The 22,041-nt window shown below is 30.2% G+C and carries 21 protein-coding genes and 1 riboswitch; all 21 genes read right to left on the bottom strand.

The genetic code is table 11. The features are described from left to right. Positions 1-51: 51 nt before the first annotated feature. On the bottom strand, positions 52-1,095 hold the full coding sequence (locus AACH12_RS05370) for a BMP family lipoprotein (protein ID WP_338537034.1): 1,044 nt from the start codon (positions 1,093-1,095) through the stop codon (positions 52-54). 513 nt (positions 1,096-1,608) lie between these two features. Beyond that, positions 1,609-2,787, bottom strand: coding sequence for a glycine/sarcosine/betaine reductase complex component C subunit alpha (grdD, locus tag AACH12_RS05365; RefSeq protein ID WP_338537033.1), 1,179 nt, complete (start codon positions 2,785-2,787; stop codon positions 1,609-1,611). 12 nt (positions 2,788-2,799) lie between these two features. Further along, positions 2,800-4,341, bottom strand: coding sequence for a glycine/sarcosine/betaine reductase complex component C subunit beta (gene grdC / locus AACH12_RS05360; protein ID WP_338537032.1), 1,542 nt, complete (start codon positions 4,339-4,341; stop codon positions 2,800-2,802). 64 nt (positions 4,342-4,405) lie between these two features. Beyond that, positions 4,406-5,719 carry a glycine reductase complex selenoprotein B gene (grdB, locus tag AACH12_RS05355; RefSeq protein WP_338537031.1) on the bottom strand — a complete coding sequence of 438 codons (1,314 nt, stop codon included), beginning with the start codon at positions 5,717-5,719 and terminating at the stop codon, positions 4,406-4,408. 135 nt (positions 5,720-5,854) lie between these two features. Next, on the bottom strand, positions 5,855-6,331 hold the full coding sequence (grdA, locus tag AACH12_RS05350; protein WP_338537030.1) for a glycine/sarcosine/betaine reductase complex selenoprotein A: 477 nt from the start codon (positions 6,329-6,331) through the stop codon (positions 5,855-5,857). Positions 6,332-6,371: 40 nt separating this feature from the next. Further along, a complete protein-coding gene (locus tag AACH12_RS05345; RefSeq protein ID WP_338537029.1) occupies positions 6,372-7,658 on the bottom strand; it encodes a glycine/sarcosine/betaine reductase component B subunit in 1,287 nt (428 codons plus the stop codon). Between the two features lie 47 nt (positions 7,659-7,705). Then, positions 7,706-8,023, bottom strand: coding sequence for a thioredoxin TrxA (gene trxA, locus AACH12_RS05340; protein WP_338537028.1), 318 nt, complete (start codon positions 8,021-8,023; stop codon positions 7,706-7,708). Positions 8,024-8,176: 153 nt separating this feature from the next. Then, positions 8,177-9,124, bottom strand: coding sequence for a thioredoxin-disulfide reductase (trxB, locus tag AACH12_RS05335; RefSeq protein WP_338537027.1), 948 nt, complete (start codon positions 9,122-9,124; stop codon positions 8,177-8,179). Between the two features lie 35 nt (positions 9,125-9,159). Next, entirely contained in the window at positions 9,160-9,567 is a 408-nt protein-coding gene (locus tag AACH12_RS05330) for a GrdX family protein (RefSeq protein WP_338537026.1), read from the bottom strand. Between the two features lie 149 nt (positions 9,568-9,716). After that, positions 9,717-9,819: riboswitch (glycine riboswitch) on the bottom strand. 134 nt (positions 9,820-9,953) lie between these two features. Then, positions 9,954-10,793 (bottom strand): DegV family protein, encoded by an 840-nt coding sequence (locus tag AACH12_RS05325; protein WP_338537025.1) that lies wholly within the window; start codon positions 10,791-10,793, stop codon positions 9,954-9,956. A gap of 38 nt (positions 10,794-10,831) precedes the next feature. Beyond that, positions 10,832-12,466, bottom strand: a complete 1,635-nt coding sequence (locus AACH12_RS05320; protein WP_338537024.1) for a Na/Pi cotransporter family protein — start codon at positions 12,464-12,466, stop codon at positions 10,832-10,834. A 142-nt stretch (positions 12,467-12,608) separates the two neighbouring features. Beyond that, on the bottom strand, positions 12,609-13,079 hold the full coding sequence (gene trmL, locus AACH12_RS05315) for a tRNA (uridine(34)/cytosine(34)/5-carboxymethylaminomethyluridine(34)-2'-O)-methyltransferase TrmL (protein WP_338537023.1): 471 nt from the start codon (positions 13,077-13,079) through the stop codon (positions 12,609-12,611). A gap of 2 nt (positions 13,080-13,081) precedes the next feature. Next, positions 13,082-13,543, bottom strand: coding sequence for a chemotaxis protein CheX (locus AACH12_RS05310; RefSeq protein WP_338537022.1), 462 nt, complete (start codon positions 13,541-13,543; stop codon positions 13,082-13,084). 75 nt (positions 13,544-13,618) lie between these two features. Then, positions 13,619-14,767, bottom strand: a complete 1,149-nt coding sequence (locus tag AACH12_RS05305; RefSeq protein ID WP_338537021.1) for a DUF362 domain-containing protein — start codon at positions 14,765-14,767, stop codon at positions 13,619-13,621. Positions 14,768-14,774: 7 nt separating this feature from the next. Next, a complete protein-coding gene (locus AACH12_RS05300; RefSeq protein ID WP_338537020.1) occupies positions 14,775-15,650 on the bottom strand; it encodes a GHMP family kinase ATP-binding protein in 876 nt (291 codons plus the stop codon). Further along, a complete protein-coding gene (gene cobD, locus AACH12_RS05295) occupies positions 15,643-16,710 on the bottom strand; it encodes a threonine-phosphate decarboxylase CobD (protein WP_338537019.1) in 1,068 nt (355 codons plus the stop codon). Before cobD ends, AACH12_RS05300 begins: the two co-directional genes overlap by 8 nt. Before the next feature lie 37 nt (positions 16,711-16,747). Next, positions 16,748-17,701 (bottom strand): cobalamin biosynthesis protein, encoded by a 954-nt coding sequence (locus tag AACH12_RS05290; RefSeq protein WP_338537018.1) that lies wholly within the window; start codon positions 17,699-17,701, stop codon positions 16,748-16,750. Further along, positions 17,682-19,202, bottom strand: a complete 1,521-nt coding sequence (locus AACH12_RS05285) for a cobyric acid synthase (protein WP_338537017.1) — start codon at positions 19,200-19,202, stop codon at positions 17,682-17,684. The genes AACH12_RS05290 and AACH12_RS05285 overlap by 20 nt, the downstream gene beginning before the upstream one ends. A gap of 1 nt (position 19,203) precedes the next feature. After that, on the bottom strand, positions 19,204-20,607 hold the full coding sequence (locus tag AACH12_RS05280) for a cobyrinate a,c-diamide synthase (protein ID WP_338537016.1): 1,404 nt from the start codon (positions 20,605-20,607) through the stop codon (positions 19,204-19,206). A gap of 10 nt (positions 20,608-20,617) precedes the next feature. Continuing rightward, entirely contained in the window at positions 20,618-21,238 is a 621-nt protein-coding gene (locus AACH12_RS05275; protein ID WP_338537015.1) for a histidine phosphatase family protein, read from the bottom strand. Between the two features lie 59 nt (positions 21,239-21,297). Continuing rightward, positions 21,298-22,041 (bottom strand): adenosylcobinamide-GDP ribazoletransferase, encoded by a 744-nt coding sequence (cobS, locus tag AACH12_RS05270; RefSeq protein WP_338537014.1) that lies wholly within the window; start codon positions 22,039-22,041, stop codon positions 21,298-21,300.

Genomic DNA, 22,041 nt, shown 5'->3' with positions numbered 1-22,041 from the left:
GACACCTGACTCCTTATTATATCTTTTTTGAATTAATAAATCAAGTATATTCTATAACTGAGGAACTTCAAAAGCATTGAATTCTTCTTCAGTTGCAGGTACTACAAATTTACCATCTTTAATTGCTTGCATATATTTATCAGCAGCATCTTTTAATTCTGGAGTTAAGTTTCCAGCATCATCTGAGTAACCAATACCACCATTAGCAATATTGAATACGTTAGCTCCGCCTTTAAAGTTTCCATCTACTACAGATTTAGCGATTTGGAATACACCAACATCAACTTTTTTGTTCATTGAACATAATACATTTTCTGGAGCTAAAGCAGATTGATCTTGATCAACACCGATTGCCCAGAAGTTTTGCTCTTTTGCAGCTTGGATAAGTCCAACTCCAACTCCACCAGCAGCATGATAAATTACGTCAGCACCTTTTTGATGTTGTACTAATGCAATTTCTTTACCTTTTGCAGCATCTGAGAATGAATCAGCATAGTTAACGAAAACTTCAGCATCAGGATTAACAGATTTTACACCAGCTCTAAAACCATATTCAAATTTTTGAATTAGTGGGAATTTCATTCCGCCAATAAATCCAATTTTATTTGTTTCAGTTTTAAGACCAGCGATAACACCAACAACAAATGAACCTTCGTTTTCTGCAAATGTAATTGAAGCTACGTTTGGAGCATCAACAAATGAATCAACGATAGCAAAGTTTTTGTCTGGGAATTTTTCTGCAGCTTGTGCCATTGCTTCGTTAAATAAGAATCCAACACCAACAATCAATTGTGCATCTGATTCAGCAAATGATGAAAGGTTAGGGAAATAATCATCAGCACTTTCTGACTCAAGTACTTTTCTTTCTACACCTAATTCATTAGCAGCTTTTTCAAGTCCAGCCCAAGCTAAATCATTGAAAGATTGATCACCAAGTCCACCAGTATCAGAAATCATACCCATAACAACTGGTGTTTTTTTCTCTTCAGTTGGTGCAGTTGCAGCGCTGTCGTCAGCTGGTTTAGATGAACACCCTACTAACATTGCTCCAACAAGCATAACAACTAATAATAACGAAATAGTTTTTTTACTCATTTTCTTCCTCCTCCAAATAGTTTGAATAATGACAACATGCAATTAATTCTAAAACAATTTTTCTATGTAGATGTTTTTAGAAATAAGTTAATAATTAACACAATTTTCATTACTCATAAATTAATATAAGACACAATTACATTATATCCAAATATAGGTCATTTAATCAATACATATTTGCAATTTTATAGTCTTTTTACAAATTTTTTTGTATATTTTATCTAATAAAAATTAATTTAGATAAAAAAAATGATATTTGAAAATTTTAATTTCACTGTATATTTCAACAATAGCTGTATTTTTCAATGTTTTGAACTTGTATGATAAGTTTACAAAGATTTTTTTTGATTTTTATGCTAATTATACGAACAAAATTCTTGTGTATAATTATTATAAAATTTTTTTATTTTTTTGCTAAAGTGAACATATGACCTTTTTTTTCAATATATAAAAAGCATATATTGACTTTAATCGTCAATATATGCTTTAAATTATATAAATTTATTTTACTTATTAACAAGGAGAAGAATTTTTTGCCAAATATCCTGCATTTGCTAATACAGATAAGGCTTTTTCAACATTCTTTTCTCCTACCATAACTATTGGACCCGTGCATCCCATTCCACTTTCAGCATAAATTCCTTTAGCCCAAAGTGCTTTGCATGCATCATCTAAATCCATAATATCTATGCCAGAAACTGAGCCTGTTACTACTTCTTTTGCAGGCATTACAATTTCTTTTTCATCTTTTGATTTGTTTTCTTTTGAAAAACCCTTAATTATTTCTTCTAGTCCGGCCTTTTTTGCATCTTCATATTCTTTTTTTGTGTTTTCTACTAAATTACCTTTAGAAAGTGAAGCCGCATAACTTAAAGCACCTGCAACAACAGGTTCTCCAGAAGCTCTTGAAAGAATCAAAATATTTCTTTTATAATCAAAACCTATTCCAGGACCATAACCATAACCAAGTGCTTCGTAACTACCACCAGTACTATATGAAGAGAACATTTTCATTAAAATATTTCCTGTTAATGTATCTGTGACCATAACATCAACCGAAGCCATTAAAAGGTCATTTCCCCTCATAATTAGACCTCCATCAGCGCGTTTTGATTCACCAAAGTTAATATTATATCCATTATTCGATAATTCCTTTAATGCACGTTCTACAATTCTTGCATTATCTACATTTAATATTCCAACACTTGGATTTTTTATTCCCATCGATTTAGCGGCAATAATACCATAAAGTGTATTTTTAAACATAGCCTCAGATCTGTTAGTAGCAGAAGTTCCAGTTGTAGTTGCAATAAACATATCCTTACCATAGCTTGGTGTGATAACTCTTCCAACAGTAGACACACCTATTGGAAAACTATAATGCATAGTAACACAAGCACTTAAATAATTTGAATCAAGTAAGTCTTCCATTTTTTTATGAGCTTCATCCTCTGAATTAACTTCTATAGTTTCAAGATTGGTATCTACTTTAGGTCCAATTAAAACTATTTCATAATCTGCAGTTAATGCAGCTTTTTCAGCACCCTTCACTATATTGTCAATACCATGCTCACTGCCTAATGTGGTAATACCAATTTTAACTTTCGAAGCAAAATTCCCAGTTTCAATTGCACTAGCAATTTCAAGAAAAGCATTACCAAGTATCTTCTTTACTTCTTTATTTTCAGACATTGTAACACCCCTTTATTCGCTTAATAATTGAGCTGCAAAACCCTTCATAGCCTCTGCAATCATTTTATTTATTTCACTCTTAGAAATATTGGATGAATTTTCTTCAGATAAGCCTTCATTTCTTTCAATAATTACAGAAACTCCATCAAATAAATTTGTCATTCTTCCAAGGAAAAGCGAACCTTTTCCAACTAGCATAGCTCTATTAAGATTGCCACTAGTTAAATCGTCAAGTGCAAAACCAATATAAGGAATTCCTGATGGAATATGGCCTTGAGTTGGCGCCCAACCTTGCATTCCATGTTTACCTGCAAACGTCAAAATATCTTTTCTTTCAAGTTCTTTTCTTTTTACTCCAATCGCAGCAATCATTTTATAATTTGCTTCTGGAACATCTCCAGCGCCAGCTGGTTTTGTAATATCAGGATTTTGCATTTCTACAGAATATCTATCAACATCAACAATTTTAAGATTTGCTTTGTCAAGCGGTGCAGTTACAAGAGACTGAATAACTGCTTGTGGTGATGAACCAGTACCTACATTATGTTTTCCAACTAAATCATTTCTAATTATTGGACTAATTCCATCGTTTTTAGAAATAAGAATAGCAAATCCACCTAAAACATCTTCTAAAATTGGTAGATCTTTTTTAACATGATCTTTACCATTCATCCCAAGTTTAGCAGTAGCTCCACCTGCGACAACAACCACATTGTCATAAGTTCCAGCTTTAACTAGTGACGCAGCCGCGATAACAGCATGTATTGGTCCAGCACAAAATCCTCTCATATCTGAACCAGTAGCATTTACACAACCAGCTTTTTCAGCAATTGCCTTAGCAAAGTTTCCGCCGCCTCTTTGATTCATATCTCCACAAGCTTCTTCTGAACACTCAATTACATAGTCAATACTTTTAGGATCAATATTGTTTAATGCTAGTAAATGTTTAAATGCTAAAACTCCTGAAGCTTTCACAACTAAGTTTTCAAACATAACATGTGCATTTAGATTAACATCCAAATCATGTGCTTTTTTTACGCATCCTACAAGTTTACCACCATTGTATATTCCTTCAGATCCACTTTCTTTTACCAATTTCTCTATTTCATCAAAATCAATTCCATTATTCAAATCATTAAGTTCTTCTTCAGTAGCAAGTTTATGCTTAGAATAATCATTCTTAACACTTTCTAGAAAACTTTTTTCAAATTTAACTAGATCAAAAACATCTGAAGATTTTAATAGTGCATAAAACTCATTTTGTGGCATAACTTCACCGAATTTCCCGAATCTATCTGCATTATCTATTTTTTTATCTACCCAAGGTTTTTCAATTTTACCTAATTCATCAGGTGTTGCATTTCCAATATAAACTTGGTTTGGAACATACTGAACTACTTCTTCAAAACTTCTTAAATGATTAGGAACTTTTTTCAAATACTCAGAATCAGGATTTGTTTGCTTTTCAACTGTTTGAGTAGTTCCATTATGAATTACCATATCAGGTGTATGTACTAATACATATCCCGCTGCTTTTAAAACTGCATAACTCATTATAACGCCTCCAAATAAATTATTTTTAAAAAGCTGAGGCAAGGCCTCAGCTCAATATTTCATACTATTTCCAATCAAATACTGTTTGTTCAGTAATTTCAATTGTTAATGCTTCAAGAGCTTTTGAAACGATTTTTCGTCTTATTGCTTTTTCTTCTTCCTTATGAAGCGAAGGATCGCCAAATGGGAATGGAATAGCTACAGCAGGAACAATTCTATTAGCTCCTACAGTAAGCGAAATTGGAACTACAGTAGCAACATGTACTACTGGAAGTCCTGTTGCTTCAATACCTTTAACCATCGTTGCACCGCAACGAGTACAAGTGCCTCATGTAGATGTTAGTATAACAGCATCTACACCATCAGCAAGTAGTTCTTGAGCAAATTCATCTGCAAATGCTCTAGAATTTTTAGTAGAAGTTCCATTTCCAGTTGTTGAGTAGAAGTAATCATGAAGTTTACCAATTTTACCTTCACTTTCCATTTCTCTAAGTACATCAACCGGTAGCACTCTATCTGAATCTGCATTACAATAAGTTGGATCATATCCACCGTGTGCAGTTTCGTAAGTGTCTCCCGTTAAATTCTGTACGCCAACTAAAGAATATTTACCATATTTAGAAGCTGAAGAAGCTTCAATTCTATCAGGATTTCCTTTAGGTACTACTCCACCTGATGTTACTAAAGCTATTTTCGCTTTAGAAAGATCTTTAATCGCTTTTCCAGGTTCTACGCTATCAAATATAGGCATTGGATACTCAGTCTCAAAAGGAGCATTAGTTAATTTCTTTATTAACATATCAACTGCTCTTTCACCACCAGTTTTATCCGAAAAATAATTTTTTCTCATGCCACGAACATGATAACCTTCTTCTTTAGGTGAGCCAATTTCTTCTTTTTTTGCTAATTTTAGAGCTAGTTTTGAAAGAGCAGGAACCGCTTTTCTCATACCAGCAGCAGAATTTGATGTAGAAATAATAAATAAGTCTTTTCTATACATATCCACACCAGGATTTTCTTCATACATAGCAGTAATAGCTGGTATTCCAAGTTCATCTTTGACTATTTTACATATAGTACCACATGCAGTACCATATCTACCAGCATTAAATGCTGGACCTGCTATAAATAAATCAGCATCAAATTTTTTGATCATTTCTAGTATATCAGATGTTGCTTCCTCTAAATTTTCATTAAAGTAAGAGTCACCACAAACAATAGTTCCTACAATTTCAGCTTCCTCTTTAAATGCAGCGTTTAATGCCATTCCTGGTCCTACAACACCTTCTCTTGACTCTGCTTTAATATCTGCTTTTTCTTCTCCACCGATACCGGCAAAAAATTGATTTATATAATGTACAACTTTAATTTTATTCATAATAAGCCTCAAAATCGAAAACGATTTTACAGAGGGTACCTCCCTTCGAATATTTTTTTTGATTCCAAAAGGATCTCAAATTTTTTAAAACTCAAACTGAGTTTTTTTTACAATGATTTGGTTTAGGTTTAGGGTTTATAAAAATTTACAAAAATCTTTTCTAATTGAAGACATTTCTTCAATTATTGCATCAACATCAAGTACCATTTCCATCATACCTACTTGTTCTTCATAAACATCAGCATCAACAGAACTTTTAAATTCAGGTTCAACTGCATGATATACAGTTAAGCCCAGACTTACTCCAGCAAGCGAACCTGCAAAAGTAGGATCTCCATTTGTTACTGTTTCAGCGGCAAGTCCTGAAGTTTCAGCTTCAGATGCTCCAAATAATACTACTACATTTTCAGCACCGTGCTCCTCAGCTAGTGCTTTAACCCTGTTTTGATTTTCCAAATCCATTGCTCCTGCTGCAGTTCAGACAAAGCATTCAGTTGCAGAATAAACAACTTCAGCTGTTGAATGAGTTTTAACACATTCTTCCATAGCTTGGCCAGGAACACCGTCTCTGTCACCAATAATGATTACTTTTTTATTATCTAAAATACTCATTTTAAGTCTCCTTTATTTTTTTATTTTTTTCTATAAATTATTAATATGTCTTTGCAGACATTTTATTAAATCCAAGTTCATTTGTAGCACCTGTAATAATTTGAATTTCAGCTTCGATGCTTCCGTCTTCTCTAAGAGAACCATCAAACCCACCAGCAACTACATCAACAAAATCTAACATTCCAATTATTTTTTTCATTGGAGGAAGAATTATAGTTTCATTAGCATTTCCACCAGTTACAACAGCATTGGCTGCAGCATCCGCATCTGCAAGTGATTGTGAAGTTCCTTCACGGCCAGCATATTCATCAGTTACAATAACAGTTTTAACGCCTTCAGCTTCAATCTTTTTACAGTTCATAATTAAATCTGTATCAGGATTACCAAAACCTTCTTGGGAAATAACAACTCCATCAAGTCCTAAGAATTTTGTGAACTTTGCAGTCCAATTTGATGATCTTTCTTTATCAGCTAAGTAAACATTTTCATTAGTTATAATTACGCCCATAAAATTAATTGTTTTACCATGCTCTTTATAAAGATTTTTAATAATCGGATTATTTAGATGATGATAAGTAGTATTTTTATCACATGCTGAAACACAGTTACCACTTAAAATTGCTCCGTCCATAATTTCTGTTGGATAAAGAATTGTTGGTACAATCTTCTTTGCATCCACTCCATAAACATAAGTGTCATGAAGTAAACCTTGAGTTTGAAGCATATAAACATAGCCTACCTTTGGTAATTTTGGATATTCATTTGCTTGCTCAAACATTGGTTTTGTTTCGAAAGATTCAATATTATCTGGAGTTAATTCTCTAGATAATTCACCTAAATATGTTGCTATTTTAAGTCCAGCCATTCTTGCTGCAGCTTCATATTGGTATGGTTCAATTCCTTCTTTAGGTTCAAGAATTACCACTACATTATTTAATTTTGAAAACGGTGTAAATTCAGAGCCAACTCCAGTCATATCAATAATACCTTCCTGGAATCCGACAATTTTACCACAAGTAACAACTGCAGCACCCTTTAGTACGTTAGTTCTTCCTTCTCCTACAGTATCAACTTTACTAATCACTCCAGGAAAAATACCACCTTTGCCTTCGACTTTAACTCTAGGCTCAATCACGTCTTTTACAGGTGTTATTCTTACCTCTTCACCTGGTCTTGCTAAATCAACATCTACTTTACTTAAATGCTCATCTTCACTTGCCAACTTGATTATTTCTTCTTTGTTTACATATAAAGTTCCATTTTCAATTTTTGATACTTCACCAAATTGTACATCTTTAATTAAAATTTCACCAATCTCTAAACGCAAAAGGTTCACCTCCTCTTTATTCCAACCAAGTGGTTGGTTAAAAACTTTTACAAATTACTTTCAATCATTTTTTTGATACCATCTTTTGTAGCATCATCTTTTGTAACTTCAGCCAATTTCTGACCATCTTTATATAATACAATAGTTGGAAGTCCTAAAACTCTTTGTGAAATTGCAAGTCTTCTAGCTTTAGTAGTGTTCAGTTTACAAAACTTAACTTTTCCTTCATACTCATTTGAAAGAACCTCTACATCTGGCATAAGCGCCTTACATGGTTCACATGAATCACTCCAATAATCAACAAGAGTTAATCCACTTGATTCTAAAACTTCTTCACTAAAATTATCTTTTGATAAAATTAACATTTTTACCTCCTTTTTAATAACGTTCTTAAAATATTTTGCTATAAATTTTTTGAAAAAATAGCAATAAAATGTAGTTATAAATTTAACATTTGTAATAATAAAATAAGCATTCTTCCTAGGACTATTAAACTCTAATGAAGAATGCCTAATAGTTTAGCTAAATTTATGTTCAATATATTTTTCAGCTTGTACCGCGGCTATCGCACCATCAGCAGTTGCTGTAACTACCTGTCTTAATGACTTTTGTCTCACATCTCCTGCAGCAAACACACCTTCAATATTTGTTTTCATATCAGAATCAGTTAAAAAATATCCTCTTTCATCAAGTTCTACTTTGCCCTTAAACAATTCAGTTTGTGGAATATAACCAACAAACACAAATACACCAAAAGTTCCGTCTTCTTCATCTGCAAGATGCTCAGTTAGTTGGCCAGTTTTTTTATTTTTAAGTACTAAAGATTCAACAATTCCATCACCTTTAATTTCTTCTACAACCGAATCATAAATTAAATTGATTTTATCATTAGCTTTTATCTTTTCAACAATTGATTTGGCAGCTCTAAACTCATCCCTTCTATGAACAACATTTACTTTTCTAGCAAACTTAGTTAAGTACATAGCTTCTTCAAGAGCAGTGTCGCCGCCGCCAATACAGTAAACTTCCAAATCAGTAAAAAAATCAGCATCACATGTAGCACAGTATGAAATTCCTTTACCAGTTAATTCGCTCTCACCTGGACAGTCAAGTTTTCTAGGTGAAGCACCTGTTGCAATAATAACAGATTTCGTTTTTATATTTTTACCACTATTTGTTTTTATAATTTTTATATCCGAATCGAGATCTATATCAAGTACTGAATCTTTTAAAATTTCAGCTCCAAATTCTTCACATTGTTCTACCATTCTAGCTACTAAACTTGGACCAGTAGCTTCTGGAATTGAACCAGGATAGTTTGCAACTTCTTCAGTAGTTACAATTTGTCCACCTGTTCTGCTTTTTTCTAAAACTAACACATTCATCTTTGCTCTAGCAGCATATAAACCAGCTGAAAGTCCAGCAGGGCCTGCTCCAATTACTACAACATCAAATATTTTTTCCACTTAAAAGTTCCTCCTTAAAAATTTGGTCTTAAAATTTAATAAACCTGATTAATACTTTCTATACCACTATCAATTAAACTTTTATCAATAATCATAAAATCTTTTAAATGCTTTTCCTTTAAATTTCTTGGCTTGTAATCTCTTAGAAATTTTTTTGTAACTTCAATACTATTTTCAATAATATTTAGCGATTCGAAATCCATTTCAGTTGTTTCACTCGAAATGACAACTGATTTAAATGGTGTTTCGTATGGTTTAACACTACCCGTTAAAGGATGAGTAAGTAATTTATGACCTTTATGAATACTATCTCTTGCAAATTCAAGAACATTAATAAAACTAGCAGTTTCCATAAAAATTATTTTTTCTAAATTTTTGAAATTAATTTCGTTTAAGTAATACTCATTTACTAATTTATTATTAGTAATAATTACATATTTCATACACACACATCCAATCCTAAATATAGAAACAAAAACAAAAACAGGAGAAACAGCATAAATGCCGTTTCTCCTCTGTTATAGTAACCTGAGAGATTCTCTTTTTTCAAAGATTGCCCCTTCGGTGTCTATTAAAAGACTTTTCAGAGTATCGTCAAAATCCGGTCCTTTTGCCTGAGAAATTCATCACTACTGGCATAGCAGAGATTTGTTCCTTCGGCGATCAATTAAATGATTCTCTCCCTGATTCTTCATCCGATTGTACATATATGTTAACGTTTGTTAACATTTTGTCTACTTACATGTTGATTATATAGCATAAAAAATCCAAATGCAATACTTTTTTTTATCAATTGATACTTTTTTATCAAATACTATATAAAAATATATTATTTTAAAAAGCTTATTGCAAGGCATCCCGGTCCGGCATGAGTTCCAACTACTGAACCTACTTCAGATTCAATTATTTCCTTAAACGTATAATTTTTTTCAATAGCGCTTCTTAATATATTTAAATTTTCTTTACTAGTAGCATGATAAATACCAATTTGTTTATCAGATAAATCAATTTTATTTTGGTCTATCCAATTGAAAATCCATTTAAATGCTTTCTTTCTTCCCCGAACTTTATCAATAGCTTTCAACTGGCCATCAACTATTGTAATAATTGGCTTAACATTTAATATTTTACCAATAACGGCTTCAGTTTTAGATAATCTACCACCTTTTAGAAGGTATTCTAAAGTATCTACAACAAAAAAATATTGCATATTCCTGACCATATACTTTATTTTATCTATTACCTCTACTTCTAATTTACCATTTATCACCATTCTAGCAGCTTCAATAACGATCATTCCGTATCCAAAACTTATTGCTTTTGAGTCTATTATAACAATTTTATCACTATTAATATACTCTTTAGCCTTAATCGCCGCATTATATGTTCCGCTTAATTTAGATGACATTAAAATTACAATTAAAAATTCATGTTCTAATAATTCTTCTTTAAAAACATTAATAAATTCACCTGGCGTAACTTGCGAAGTTCTTGGTAGTTTTTTAGAAGATATTAATTTATTAAAAAACTCTTCGTTATTAATATCTACGCCATCTTTATATACTTTATCTTCAAAATTAACACTAAGAGGTACTACTCTTATATTTAACTCATTTGAAATAGATTTTGGAATATCCGATACGCTATCTGTGATTATTCTTATACTCATTTTCTCCCCCAATTGCAATATTAATTTATTTATAATTTCTATTCATAAATTACAGCATAAGCAATATTTGAAGCATGGTCACCAATTCTCTCTAAATTGCTAATGATATCCAAAAATATAACACCTGAATTTGCTTGACATTTCCTCTCGCTTAGTCTTTTGATATGTTTTTTTCTCAATGTTTTTTCTAGCACATCAATTTCTCCTTCTCTTTCAATAATTTTTTGCGCTAGTTTTATATCAGCTTCCTTTAAACATGTCAATGAATCAGAAAAGGATAAAATTGTTTTTTCACTCATATCTTTAAGTTCCTCTATCGCTGAATCGGAAAACGCTAAAAACTTTTCTCCTTTTTCAATAGAAAGTTCAGCAATATTATCTGCATGATCACCCACTCTTTCAATATCATTTATAGTAGAAAAAAGTCCATCTATACGTTCCCTAGAATTTTGAGATACAGAAGTATTAGAGAGTTTAACAAGATACTCTGTTATTTCTCTTTCCATCAAGTTTATTACCTCTTCAATCTTAAACGTTTCTTTAGCAAGTTTTATATCATTATTCATAAATGAATTCATAGCATTCGCATAAGACAGTTTAGCCAAATTCCCCATATGAAGTATTTCTTTAGTAACTTGAAGAAGTGCAATCGAAGGAGTTTCTAGAATTCTATCATCTAAGTACTTTATACCCTTAATTTCTTCAATTTCTTCTTCCTCAGTTTCTGGAATTATTTTTTCAACCATTTTAACAATTAGTCCTGCAAAAGGAAGTAATAGTAAAGTGTTTGCTATATTAAAAATAGTATGTGCATTAGCTAATTGCCTTGCTGAATTTGAATCTAAATAAGTTACTAATTTTATAGTAGGTCCAGCTAAAAGTATTATAAAAATTAGCGTTCCCATAACATTAAATAATAAATGCATTAATGCTGCTCTTTTAGCAGTTTTTGACGCACCTATTGATGAAATCATTGCTGTAACACATGTTCCAATATTTGTTCCAAGTAAGATTGGAAAAGCTGCATAAATATTTAATAGACCACTTCCAGCAAGCGCAACTAAAATACCAGTTGTAGCACTTGAACTCTGAACAATTGCCGTAATTGCAAATCCTGTAAAAATAGCAAGAGCTGTATCAATTAAGCGTCCACTACCAAAACTTGTTAATAAAGTTGTAAAGCCTTCATATTCTCTAAGTGGTTTCATAGCATGTTTCATTGTGTCCATTCCTAAAAATAAAATACCGAAACCTATAAAAATATCAGCATATTTTTTTAACGATGAATTTTTCGAAAAAAGTTTTATAACAACACCTATTCCAATAGTTACAGGAGCAAGCGCAGTTAAGTTAATTGATACTAATTGAGCTGTTACTGTAGTACCAATATTTGCCCCCATAATAATTCCAATCGCTTGCGTTAAATTCATAATACCTGCGTTTACAAAACCAACGACCATTACAGTAGTTGCACTCGAACTCTGAACTACCATTGTTACTGCTGCTCCTACTACAACAGCGACAATTCTATTTCTTGTTAATGCCTCTATTATTTGTTTTAATTTATTACCAGCGGCTTTTTCAAGACCCTCACTCATCAGTGTCATTCCATACAAAAATAGACCTAGTCCCCCAAAGACTTGAAGCGCAATCATAGCTCCCATAGAATTCATATTCTTCTCCCTTTTTATACTAAAATAGAAAAACAACATACAATAAGTCAACATTTCCATCTTAATACATTTTATATTTTTTAACACATAAAAAGAACATTAAAAGTAGAATTTTATTCTTTTAATGTTCAATATTATCTTACTATAATAATCCCTTAAAATCTAGTTGTCTTAATGCTTCATAGACAATAATATTTGCAGAGTTTGATAAATTAAGACTTCTAGCTGCAACATTATTTATCATAGGAATTTTAATTCTTCCTTCTTTGTAGATTTCATGAAGTTCCTTAGGTAGCCCCGCAGTTTCTTTACCAAAAACAATAAAACAATTGTCTGTAAAATTCACTTCATGATAATATTTAGTGGCTTTTGTAGTAGCTAAAAAAATCTTTTCTTTTCCATATTTTTTTAAAAACTCATCTAAATTTTCATGAACTTCTAAATCTACTAAGTGCCAATAATCAAGACCAGCTCTTTTTACGGCTTTATCATCAATTGAAAAGCCTAGAGGCTTAATTAAATGAAGTTTTGACCCAGTTATTGCACATGTTCTTGCAATATTCCCTGTATTCGGTGGAATTTCAGGTTGATATAATACTATATTAATTGACATCTTTAATCCTTTATTGAGATATCTAAAGAAATATCTCCTATTTCACTAGTTAATGGCACTCCAACTGTTTGCATAGATCCTGAAGACATACTTACGCTTTCTCCAATCATAAGTGTAGGCGGTGTTATATCAATGCTTACGCCAGTATTAAATAAAAGAGTAGCAGTATTTCCCATAATCATATTTCCAAGCTCAGAAATCGCACTTTTACTTAGTTCATCAAGTTCATCTACAGGCATCCCCATCATCATAGATGATGCAATTTTCTTTGCCAGATTAAGATCCATGCTAATAGCAGCTTGTCCTCTCATTTCACCTGTAATACCTACTAATATAATTAAATTTTTTGTCTCATATGGACTAGTTTTTATATATGGTTTTCCCATATTAAAATCTATATTAGCAATTTGTTTTAAAACTGATGTTGTTGCTTTAATAAACGGATTAATATACTCCACTTTCATAAAATTTCCTCCTATTTTATAATGGTATTTGTACTTCTTAAATCATTACTACCCCTATGTTACTTTAAATACGCACTAAATTTTCACAATCTTTCTTAATAACCATGGTCTATACGCTTCAACAGCTCCTACCGGACAAAGTTCTTGACAACAATAGCACCTAATACATGTTTCTAAATTTACAAATGGTTTTTTACTTTTCATAATTATGGCTTTTGGAGGGCAAGCTTTAAAACACTCTTCGCATCCAACGCAAATTGTATGATTAAATTTTGGTCTAGGTTTTAATAATCTATCTACAGCCTTTTTAATAAAAACAGGTGTGCCATCTCTTAAAAAAGACACACTTCTAATACTAGGCGACTTAAAATTCGAATATTTAACTTCATCAATTTTTTCACCTACAATAATAATATCATTAAAATCATTTGAAACAAAGCCCCTCTCAATAGATTTTCTTACCGTAGGTACTTCTTTATAATTCATATTTATAATTTCAACTGCTACTCTATCTAATTTATAAGGACTAGTAGATGCTAAAACAAGTCCTAATTTTACAGGATCACCATTTGATGGACCAGCTCCCTCCATAGCTACAATTCCATCCATAAAAGAAAGGATAGGATTTGCATTTATACAAACATCAACAAGCATATCTGCAAAATCATTTACATCAGGCATTTTAAAATGATATTCTGCTTTTTTTATTCCTGGAATAGTTCCGAACATATTCTTTACAGCACCAGTAAATTTCATCATTGCGTGAGTTTTTAATTTTGATACCGAGATAACTTTATCTATATCGTTGAGAAAATCTACTGTAGTTATTTTTTTTGATAACTTGCAACTTAAACATTCTTTTTCAAACTCATTAAAATTCCAATTAAGCATTTCACTTTCAAATCCATATTCTTTATTAAAACCACTTACCTCATATATTGCAGAAAGTGATTTTTCATTAAAAGGACCACCTGGACTATCTCCAATTAACACTTTATAACCATTTTCAAGTAAAATGTCAGCTAAAGCTTTAACAAAAATAGGATGAGTCGTAGTCGCTTTATCAGGACTTTTTTTCATAAGTAGATTTACTTTAAGCAGTATTTTATCACCATCATTCAAGTATTTATTTAAACCACCAATATTTTTTATAGAACGAACTAATGAATTTTTTACATCGTCATAGAAATAATCTTTACATTTTACAATCGATACTTTGTTCACAATGCACCTACTTTCTATAATCGTTAATACTATAGCCACCTTCACTTATCATAGCATATCTCACTATATCATTTTTAAATATACAATTTTCTTTTTTCATTTCATCAATAAAAGCAATTTGATTAAAATCTTCATCATATATAATAACTATCAAGCTACCGCTATGTGCAATATTTACCCCAATCGAATTATACTTCAAAGCTATTTCAAGTGTTTTTGGTAATTTTTCTTTAAAAATCACTTTTTGATTATTAATAGAACTACTTTTTAATGAGTTAAATACCAATTTGAAATCATTAGTATTTATTCCTTTAAAAAATTCATCAAATTCATTAGTTAAATCAGGCTTAATGCTAAATTGATTGGTTTTTCTAAAATTTATTGTATCAATAGTTTCATTTGATTCAATAATAATTACTTTTTTACCAGCCAAAGTGACTTTCCTTTTTTTTAGTATATTTCCATTTAGATGATCAAAAATCATATAATCATTTAAAAAAATGCTATCTGTTGGTTCAATATTAGCACAAAATATAGCTATATCTTCTATAGAAAAATCTTTTTTAAAATACGTGCTTAACGCAATGAAAATACCAGCAATCTCTGATGTACTAGTAGCGTAACCTTTTCCGTATGGAAGTGGTGAATCAATTGTCAAATTAATATTATCCATTTTCGTATTTGATATTTTATATTTTTCTTTAAAATTTTTAATAGCCTTAAGAGATTTTGAAAGCAACTTATTTTTAGAAATACCTTTTACTATAGTAATGGTAGAATATATATCTATAGGACAAGAAACAAGTGCTTCAACACCTTTATACTCACCCTGCAAAAATTCACCTGCACTACACGGAACCCTAACTTCTAGTATTTTACTCATAAATTTCCTCTAATAATTTTAACAATTTATTGTTTTCATTTATTTTTTTTATAGCAATTCTATAAAAGTTCTTATTTAAACCAACGTAATTTGAACATTCTCTAATCATGATATTATTTTTAATAAGTCTTTTTTTAAGATCTATATTTTTTAATGATTTAAACATAATATAATTTCCATATGATCTATAGGGCGTTAGATAATTAAAAGATCTTAGTTTTTCATACACTCTATCTCTTTCTTTGCTAATATAATCTTTACTTTCTTTTATATAATCCAGATCTTCTAAAGATTTTATAGCCACCTGCTCTGCAGGTATATTTATTGACCAAGGAATATTAACTCTTTTTGACTTACTAGTAAATTCATCATTCGCAGTAAGCATATATCCAATTCTTAAACCTGGAATAGCGAAAAATTTCGTTAGTGACCTAAGTATAAATAAATTATCAAAATTTTCTAAGCGATTTATCATAGAATTTTTTTCATCATAAAAATCAATAAATGCTTCATCTAAAAATAGTTTATAATCATTTAGCGTAGCATTTTTCATAAGTTCTTCTATGTTCTCTTTCTTAATAACTTTTCCAGTTGGATTATTAGGAGAACAAATAACAACTAATTCATAGTTTTTTGCTAGAAGAATTAATTTATCAATATCAATTTCAAAATCATTATCTTCTTTTAGTACAAAATAGTCTACCTTAGCCCCTACTGAAAGTAGTGCCTTTTCATACTCAACAAAGGTAGGTGATACTATTAATGCTTTCTTTGCTTTAATAATCCTAAAAGTTTTATAAATAAGTTCAATTGCTCCATTTCCAAGGTTAATATACTTTATATCTACATTATGAAACAAAGATATTGCTTCTTTAAGTTTTTTATAGTTTGGATCAGGATAATTTAAAACCATATCAATTGATTTATAAAATGCCCTCTTTGCTTTTTCACTTATGCCAAGCGGATTTATATTTGCACTAAAATCAATAATTTTTTCTTTATCAATATTGTTGGTTTTAGCAAAATCGTATATATTTCCTCCATGTTCATACTTCTTCATTCAACACATCCATTCTAAAACAATATTTTAAGTTTTTTTAGAAAAATACAACTCTAAATATAATAAGTAGTACTATAGAAATTATTGAAACTAGATTCACTAAGTAAACGCTATTTTCAATATCTCTGTAATTTGGAGTTTTATTATCATCACCCATTGTAGGCTTGTTTTCAACTTTCCCAAAATAACTTGCTTTTCCGCCAAGTTCAATGTCTAACGCTCCTGCTGCTGCAGATTCAGGATAAGCGCTATTAGGACTTGAGTGATTAAATCTATCTCTAAGCATAATTTTAAAAGAATTCTTATAATTTAATCGTAAAATAAAAGCACTCAAAACAACTAATAGAGCTCCTAGTCTTGCAGGTATATAGTTTAATAAATCATCAAATCTTGCAGATGCCCACCCAAAATCAATATATTTTTTGTTTTTATATCCCACCATACTATCAAGCGTATTTACAGATTTATACAAATAAGCGAGTGGTGCTCCTCCAATTGCTAGGAAAAATATTGGTGAAACTATGCCATCTACAATATTTTCGGTTAATGTTTCAACAGTTGCTTTAACAATATCTTTTTCATTCATATTTTCTGTATCTCTAGATACTAAATAAGAAATAAGCTGCCTTGCTTTTTCAGTATTATTTTCTTTAAGTGCTATAGCGATTTTTTTGCCCTCAAGCGATAAGCACTTAGTTGCAAAGATTGTATAAATAATAAAAGATTCAATGATAAGTTTAAAAATACTATTAAAAGAACTAATTTTTAATATCCAAAATATTAAAATATAAACGGTAGTCATTACAATTAATAATAAAACAAGTCCAGTAAATTTTTTGTTATATTTGTCTAAGTTAAGTTTTTTTTCTAAAAAATTTATATACTTTCCGATAAATCTTACAGGATGAGGAAACCAATATGGATCGCCAAATAATTGATCTAAATTATAAGCAATTGCGACTGCCACAATGCTAACATTTAAGAATATCATATATTTTTTCCATATCTATATTTTTTCTAACTGAATCGGCTAGTTTATTGTATTGTATTTCTTTAAAATCACTATATTTCATTCCTGCATTTTCAATTTCATCTAAACCTTTTTCTTTTCTAATATTATTTAGTAAAAATCTTGTAAATTCCAAATTATCAAATATACCATGCATATAAGTTCCAAAAACATTTCCTTGTTCATTAATTGAACCATCTTTTATATTAACTTCTTTATCAAGCCTCATATTAAGATTTATAAAATGCTTAGCACCATCAATTAATTTGCTTTCACCCATATGAATTTCATAGCCTTTAACCTCAAACTCTTTATTTTTAAAGTCTTCTCCAAAAGCTCCATCAATTGTGCCTATAGCCTGAGTAGTTACTTTTTCAATATCGAACACAGTCTCTACACTAAGAAGTCCAATTCCATTAATCTCGTTTATTGCACTTTCTGTGAAATGAGGATCCCTTATTTTTCTTCCAAGAATTTGGTATCCGCCACAAATTCCTACAACATATTTTCCTCTCTTAGAAAGTCTAATTATTTGTTCATCTAAACCTGTGTTCTTTAAATACACAAGATCTTCAATAGTATTTTTTGATCCGGGAATAATTAAAATATCCGGATTATTTATACTTTCTCCTCTCATTACATAGCGAAGATTAACATCATTTTGGGTTTCAAACACATCAAAATCAGTAAAATTTGATACATGAGGTAAGTATAGAACTTCAACATTAATTTGAGCTTTTTTGCTATAAGATTTTTTCACTCTATCAGACAAACTATCTTCATCTTCAATTTGAACATCAATTAATGGCATTACTCCTAAAACTGGAAGTTTAATTAAATTTTCAAGCATTTTAAGTCCTGGTTTAAGTATTTCTATATCTCCTCTAAACTTATTAATTATTACTCCTTTAACTCTTTGTCTTTCTTTCTCCGTTAAAAGCATAATAGTCCCATAAAGTGAAGCAAATACACCACCTTTATCAATATCGCCAACTATAATTACTGGAGAATCAGATATTTCTGCCATACCCATATTCACAATATCTTTTTCTCTTAAATTAATTTCAGCTGGACTGCCTGCTCCTTCAATTACTACAAAATCAGATTCATTTGACAAAGAAACGTATGCCTTTTTAACAACATCTTTAAGTTCAAGCTTATATTCGTGATACTCTTTAGCTGACATATTTGAATATACTTTTCCATTAACAATAACTTGAGCTTTTTTTTCTGCAGATGGCTTAAGTAGTATTGGATTCATCTTTACAGAAGGTTTCTTTCCACACGCTTCTGCTTGAACTACTTGAGCTCTACCCATTTCAAGTCCATTTTCTGTTATATAAGAATTCAGTGCCATATTTTGTGATTTAAATGGGGAAACATTATAACCATCTTGCATCATTACTCTACATAGTCCTGCAACCATAATACTTTTTCCAACAGATGACCCTGTTCCTTGTATCATAATAGAATTTTTTTTCATTCTAATCCTCCAAAGATTCTTTCCTAAATTTTTCTGCATTTTCAAGTAAATTCAATGCAATATTTACATTATTAAAAAAATGTATATGCGAATAGCTTGCTAGTAAATTTTTTTTCTTATATCCACACAACCAATTTCTATTTCCAAATTCTCTTTTTTTACTTACATCAAATATTTTTTCATCATCTGAGATTACAATTGATCTGTGAAATTCATGTGCCTTAAAGTTTGTATTTTTTTTACCTACAATTGAATCCTTAGTAGTATTCACTTCAATATAACCAAATCTTTGAAGCCTCTTTGTCATTTGACTTTTTCCATTTATTATTGAACACATCTGAAAAATATCACCATTTAATGTTTTTATTGAACCTGTTAAATACATTAATCCACCACACTCTGCGTAAATTGGCATTTTTTTATTAAAAGCATCCTTAATACTATTAATCATCAAAGTATTGTTTGTTAATTTCTTTGCAAATACTTCAGGAAAACCTCCTCCAAAGTAAATTAATGAAACATCTTTTGGAAGTTCATCATCACTCATTGGAGAAAAATATTTAATTTTTGCGCCAAAATACTCTAAAAGATCTAAATTGTCTTTATAATAAAAATTAAAGGCTTTATCTAAAGCAACTCCAATTTTAACATCTTTATACTTATTTTTATTTGAAATTAGCAAATCTATTATTTTATTATCCTTCAAATTATAATTACTATTATTTTGAACCGATAAGTCAATTAATTTGCCAATATCCAATGTTTCTTCTATCATCTGAGAAATTATATTTATTTTTTCATCTAATTGATCAACTTCATCACTTGGAACTAATCCTAAATGTCTACTCTCAAGTGAAATCGAAGTATCTTTATTAACATAACCTAAACAAAGTACATCAGTATATTTCTCAATAGCTTTTCTTAAAATATCATAGTGTTTTTCCCCATGAACTTTATTTATAATAACACCAGCTATATTTACTTTTTTATCAAATGTAGCAAAGCCTTTAACGATAGCTGCTGCAGACGCTGCAATACCACTTCCATCAATAACAAGCACTACAGGTAAATTTAATATTTTAGAAACATGTGCCGTACTTCCAATTTCAGAGTCTCCTGAGAATCCATCATACATTCCCATCACACCTTCAACAATTGCAATATCAGAATCGGCTAAATTTTTATGGTATAAATATTTAATTGTTTCTTCATTTAACATCCAAGAATCTAAATTTCTTGAATATGTATTTGTAACATGCGTATGAAAAGCTGGATCAATATAATCAGGTCCAACCTTATAAGCTTGAACTTTTAATTTTCTTTTAACAAGTGCCTTCATTATACCTAGAGTAATTGTAGTTTTTCCAACATTACTATTAACTCCAGCTATTACTATGCCTCCCATGTAATCACCTCTAAATTTTTTCTAAGCTATTAATTTTTTTTGCATAACAAAAACCCTTCTCATCATATTCAAGTATATTAACACTGCAATTATCTATTTCAAATTTCCAGTATCCATCAATATCACCTATGATTTCACTTGAAAGTATACTTCTGACTACTCCAGAATGCGCAAATATAGCAATTGTTTTATTTTTATCTTTATTTGTATAGTCGAATCTATTTATTAATTCTTTATATTCTTTAATTACACGAAAATAAAAAGTCCGTCTACTTTCGCCATTTAAACAAGGAATATTTAGAGTATCTTTTGACCAAACATTAAATTCATCAGGATATTTTTCTCCAATCTCATCATATTTACATCCTTCCCATTCACCAAAATTCATTTCTCTTAAGCCTGATTTTTCTTCTATATCAAGATTTCTAGATTCTATAACTATTTTTGCTGTATCTACTGCCCGAGATAAATCAGAAGAAAATACATAATCAATTTTTAAATTAACTATTCTATTTCTACAATTTATTGCTTGTTCTTTTCCTTTTTCAGTTAATTTTGCATCTAAATGTCCAGAAAAAATTCCTTTTCTATTAGCTGTCGTCTCTCCATGTCTTATTAATATTACTTTCAAAAAAACCTCCATATATATTAAACATATTAGTTTATTTAGTTTTAAAACAACTTATCAATCTACAAAGAATAATTAATAACCACAAAAGAAGAAAATAAAAAAACTATTTCTGAAAGTTCAATAAGTGCTCCAATATTATCACCTGTTAAACCACCAATAATTTTTTCAATATGTCTTCTATATAAATACGAAAATAAAATAACAGGAATTACCATAATTGATACATTAATGTTAAATAAGCTAAGTAATATATACATAGCTATAACAATTACTAAATGAACTTTTTTTACTTTTCCAATAAAAAAATTGCCCATTCCTTTTTCTCTAGCATATTTAGCTTTATAACAAAAAAATGGCACAGCCATTCTAGAAACTATAGGCATAAAAAAAAGAATTGGATAAATATAATCCACTCCAACTGATAGTATTAAAGTTATTTTTAATGCAAAAAGCCCAATTAACGAAAGAACACCATTTGAACCTACTCTAGAATCCTTCATTATTTCAAGAATTCGATCCCTATTTCTATTAGAATATAATCCATCAAAAGTATCTGCAAGCCCATCTAGATGAAGAGCACCTGTAATAAGCACTTCAAAAATAACAGCACTAACTACTGCAACATTATAGGAAATATAGCTATTAAATGCCATAAAAACACTTGTCGTTAAGATACCAATAATAGCACCTATTATTGGAAAATATATAATTCCTTCACTAAAATCTTTATCAGTAATTTCTAAATCAAAATTTAAAGGAATCCTTGTTAAAAACTGTACCATAAGTAAAAACCTTTTCAACAC

The sequence above is a fragment of the Helicovermis profundi genome (assembly GCF_033097505.1).
In the GTDB taxonomy this organism is placed as follows: domain Bacteria; phylum Bacillota; class Clostridia; order Peptostreptococcales; family Acidaminobacteraceae; genus Helicovermis; species Helicovermis profundi.
This window is presented reverse-complemented; position numbering and strand designations above follow the sequence as displayed.

Excerpts from the sequence above, each read along its gene's own strand:
- AACH12_RS05370 (WP_338537034.1), bottom strand. The coding sequence starts at position 1,095 with ATGAGTAAAAAAACTATTTCGTTATTATTAGTTGTTATGCTTGTTGGA.
- grdD (WP_338537033.1), bottom strand. The coding sequence starts at position 2,787 with ATGTCTGAAAATAAAGAAGTAAAGAAGATACTTGGTAATGCTTTTCTT.
- grdC (WP_338537032.1), bottom strand. The coding sequence starts at position 4,341 with ATGAGTTATGCAGTTTTAAAAGCAGCGGGATATGTATTAGTACATACA.
- trxA (WP_338537028.1), bottom strand. The coding sequence starts at position 8,023 with ATGTTAATTTTATCAAAAGATAATTTTAGTGAAGAAGTTTTAGAATCA.
- AACH12_RS05330 (WP_338537026.1), bottom strand. The coding sequence starts at position 9,567 with ATGAAATATGTAATTATTACTAATAATAAATTAGTAAATGAGTATTAC.
- AACH12_RS05325 (WP_338537025.1), bottom strand. The coding sequence starts at position 10,793 with ATGAGTATAAGAATAATCACAGATAGCGTATCGGATATTCCAAAATCT.
- AACH12_RS05320 (WP_338537024.1), bottom strand. The coding sequence starts at position 12,466 with ATGAATTCTATGGGAGCTATGATTGCGCTTCAAGTCTTTGGGGGACTA.
- trmL (WP_338537023.1), bottom strand. The coding sequence starts at position 13,079 with ATGTCAATTAATATAGTATTATATCAACCTGAAATTCCACCGAATACA.
- AACH12_RS05310 (WP_338537022.1), bottom strand. The coding sequence starts at position 13,543 with ATGAAAGTGGAGTATATTAATCCGTTTATTAAAGCAACAACATCAGTT.
- AACH12_RS05300 (WP_338537020.1), bottom strand. The coding sequence starts at position 15,650 with ATGAGTAAAATACTAGAAGTTAGGGTTCCGTGTAGTGCAGGTGAATTT.
- cobD (WP_338537019.1), bottom strand. The coding sequence starts at position 16,710 with ATGAAGAAGTATGAACATGGAGGAAATATATACGATTTTGCTAAAACC.
- AACH12_RS05290 (WP_338537018.1), bottom strand. The coding sequence starts at position 17,701 with ATGATATTCTTAAATGTTAGCATTGTGGCAGTCGCAATTGCTTATAAT.
- AACH12_RS05285 (WP_338537017.1), bottom strand. The coding sequence starts at position 19,202 with ATGAAAAAAAATTCTATTATGATACAAGGAACAGGGTCATCTGTTGGA.
- AACH12_RS05280 (WP_338537016.1), bottom strand. The coding sequence starts at position 20,607 with ATGGGAGGCATAGTAATAGCTGGAGTTAATAGTAATGTTGGAAAAACT.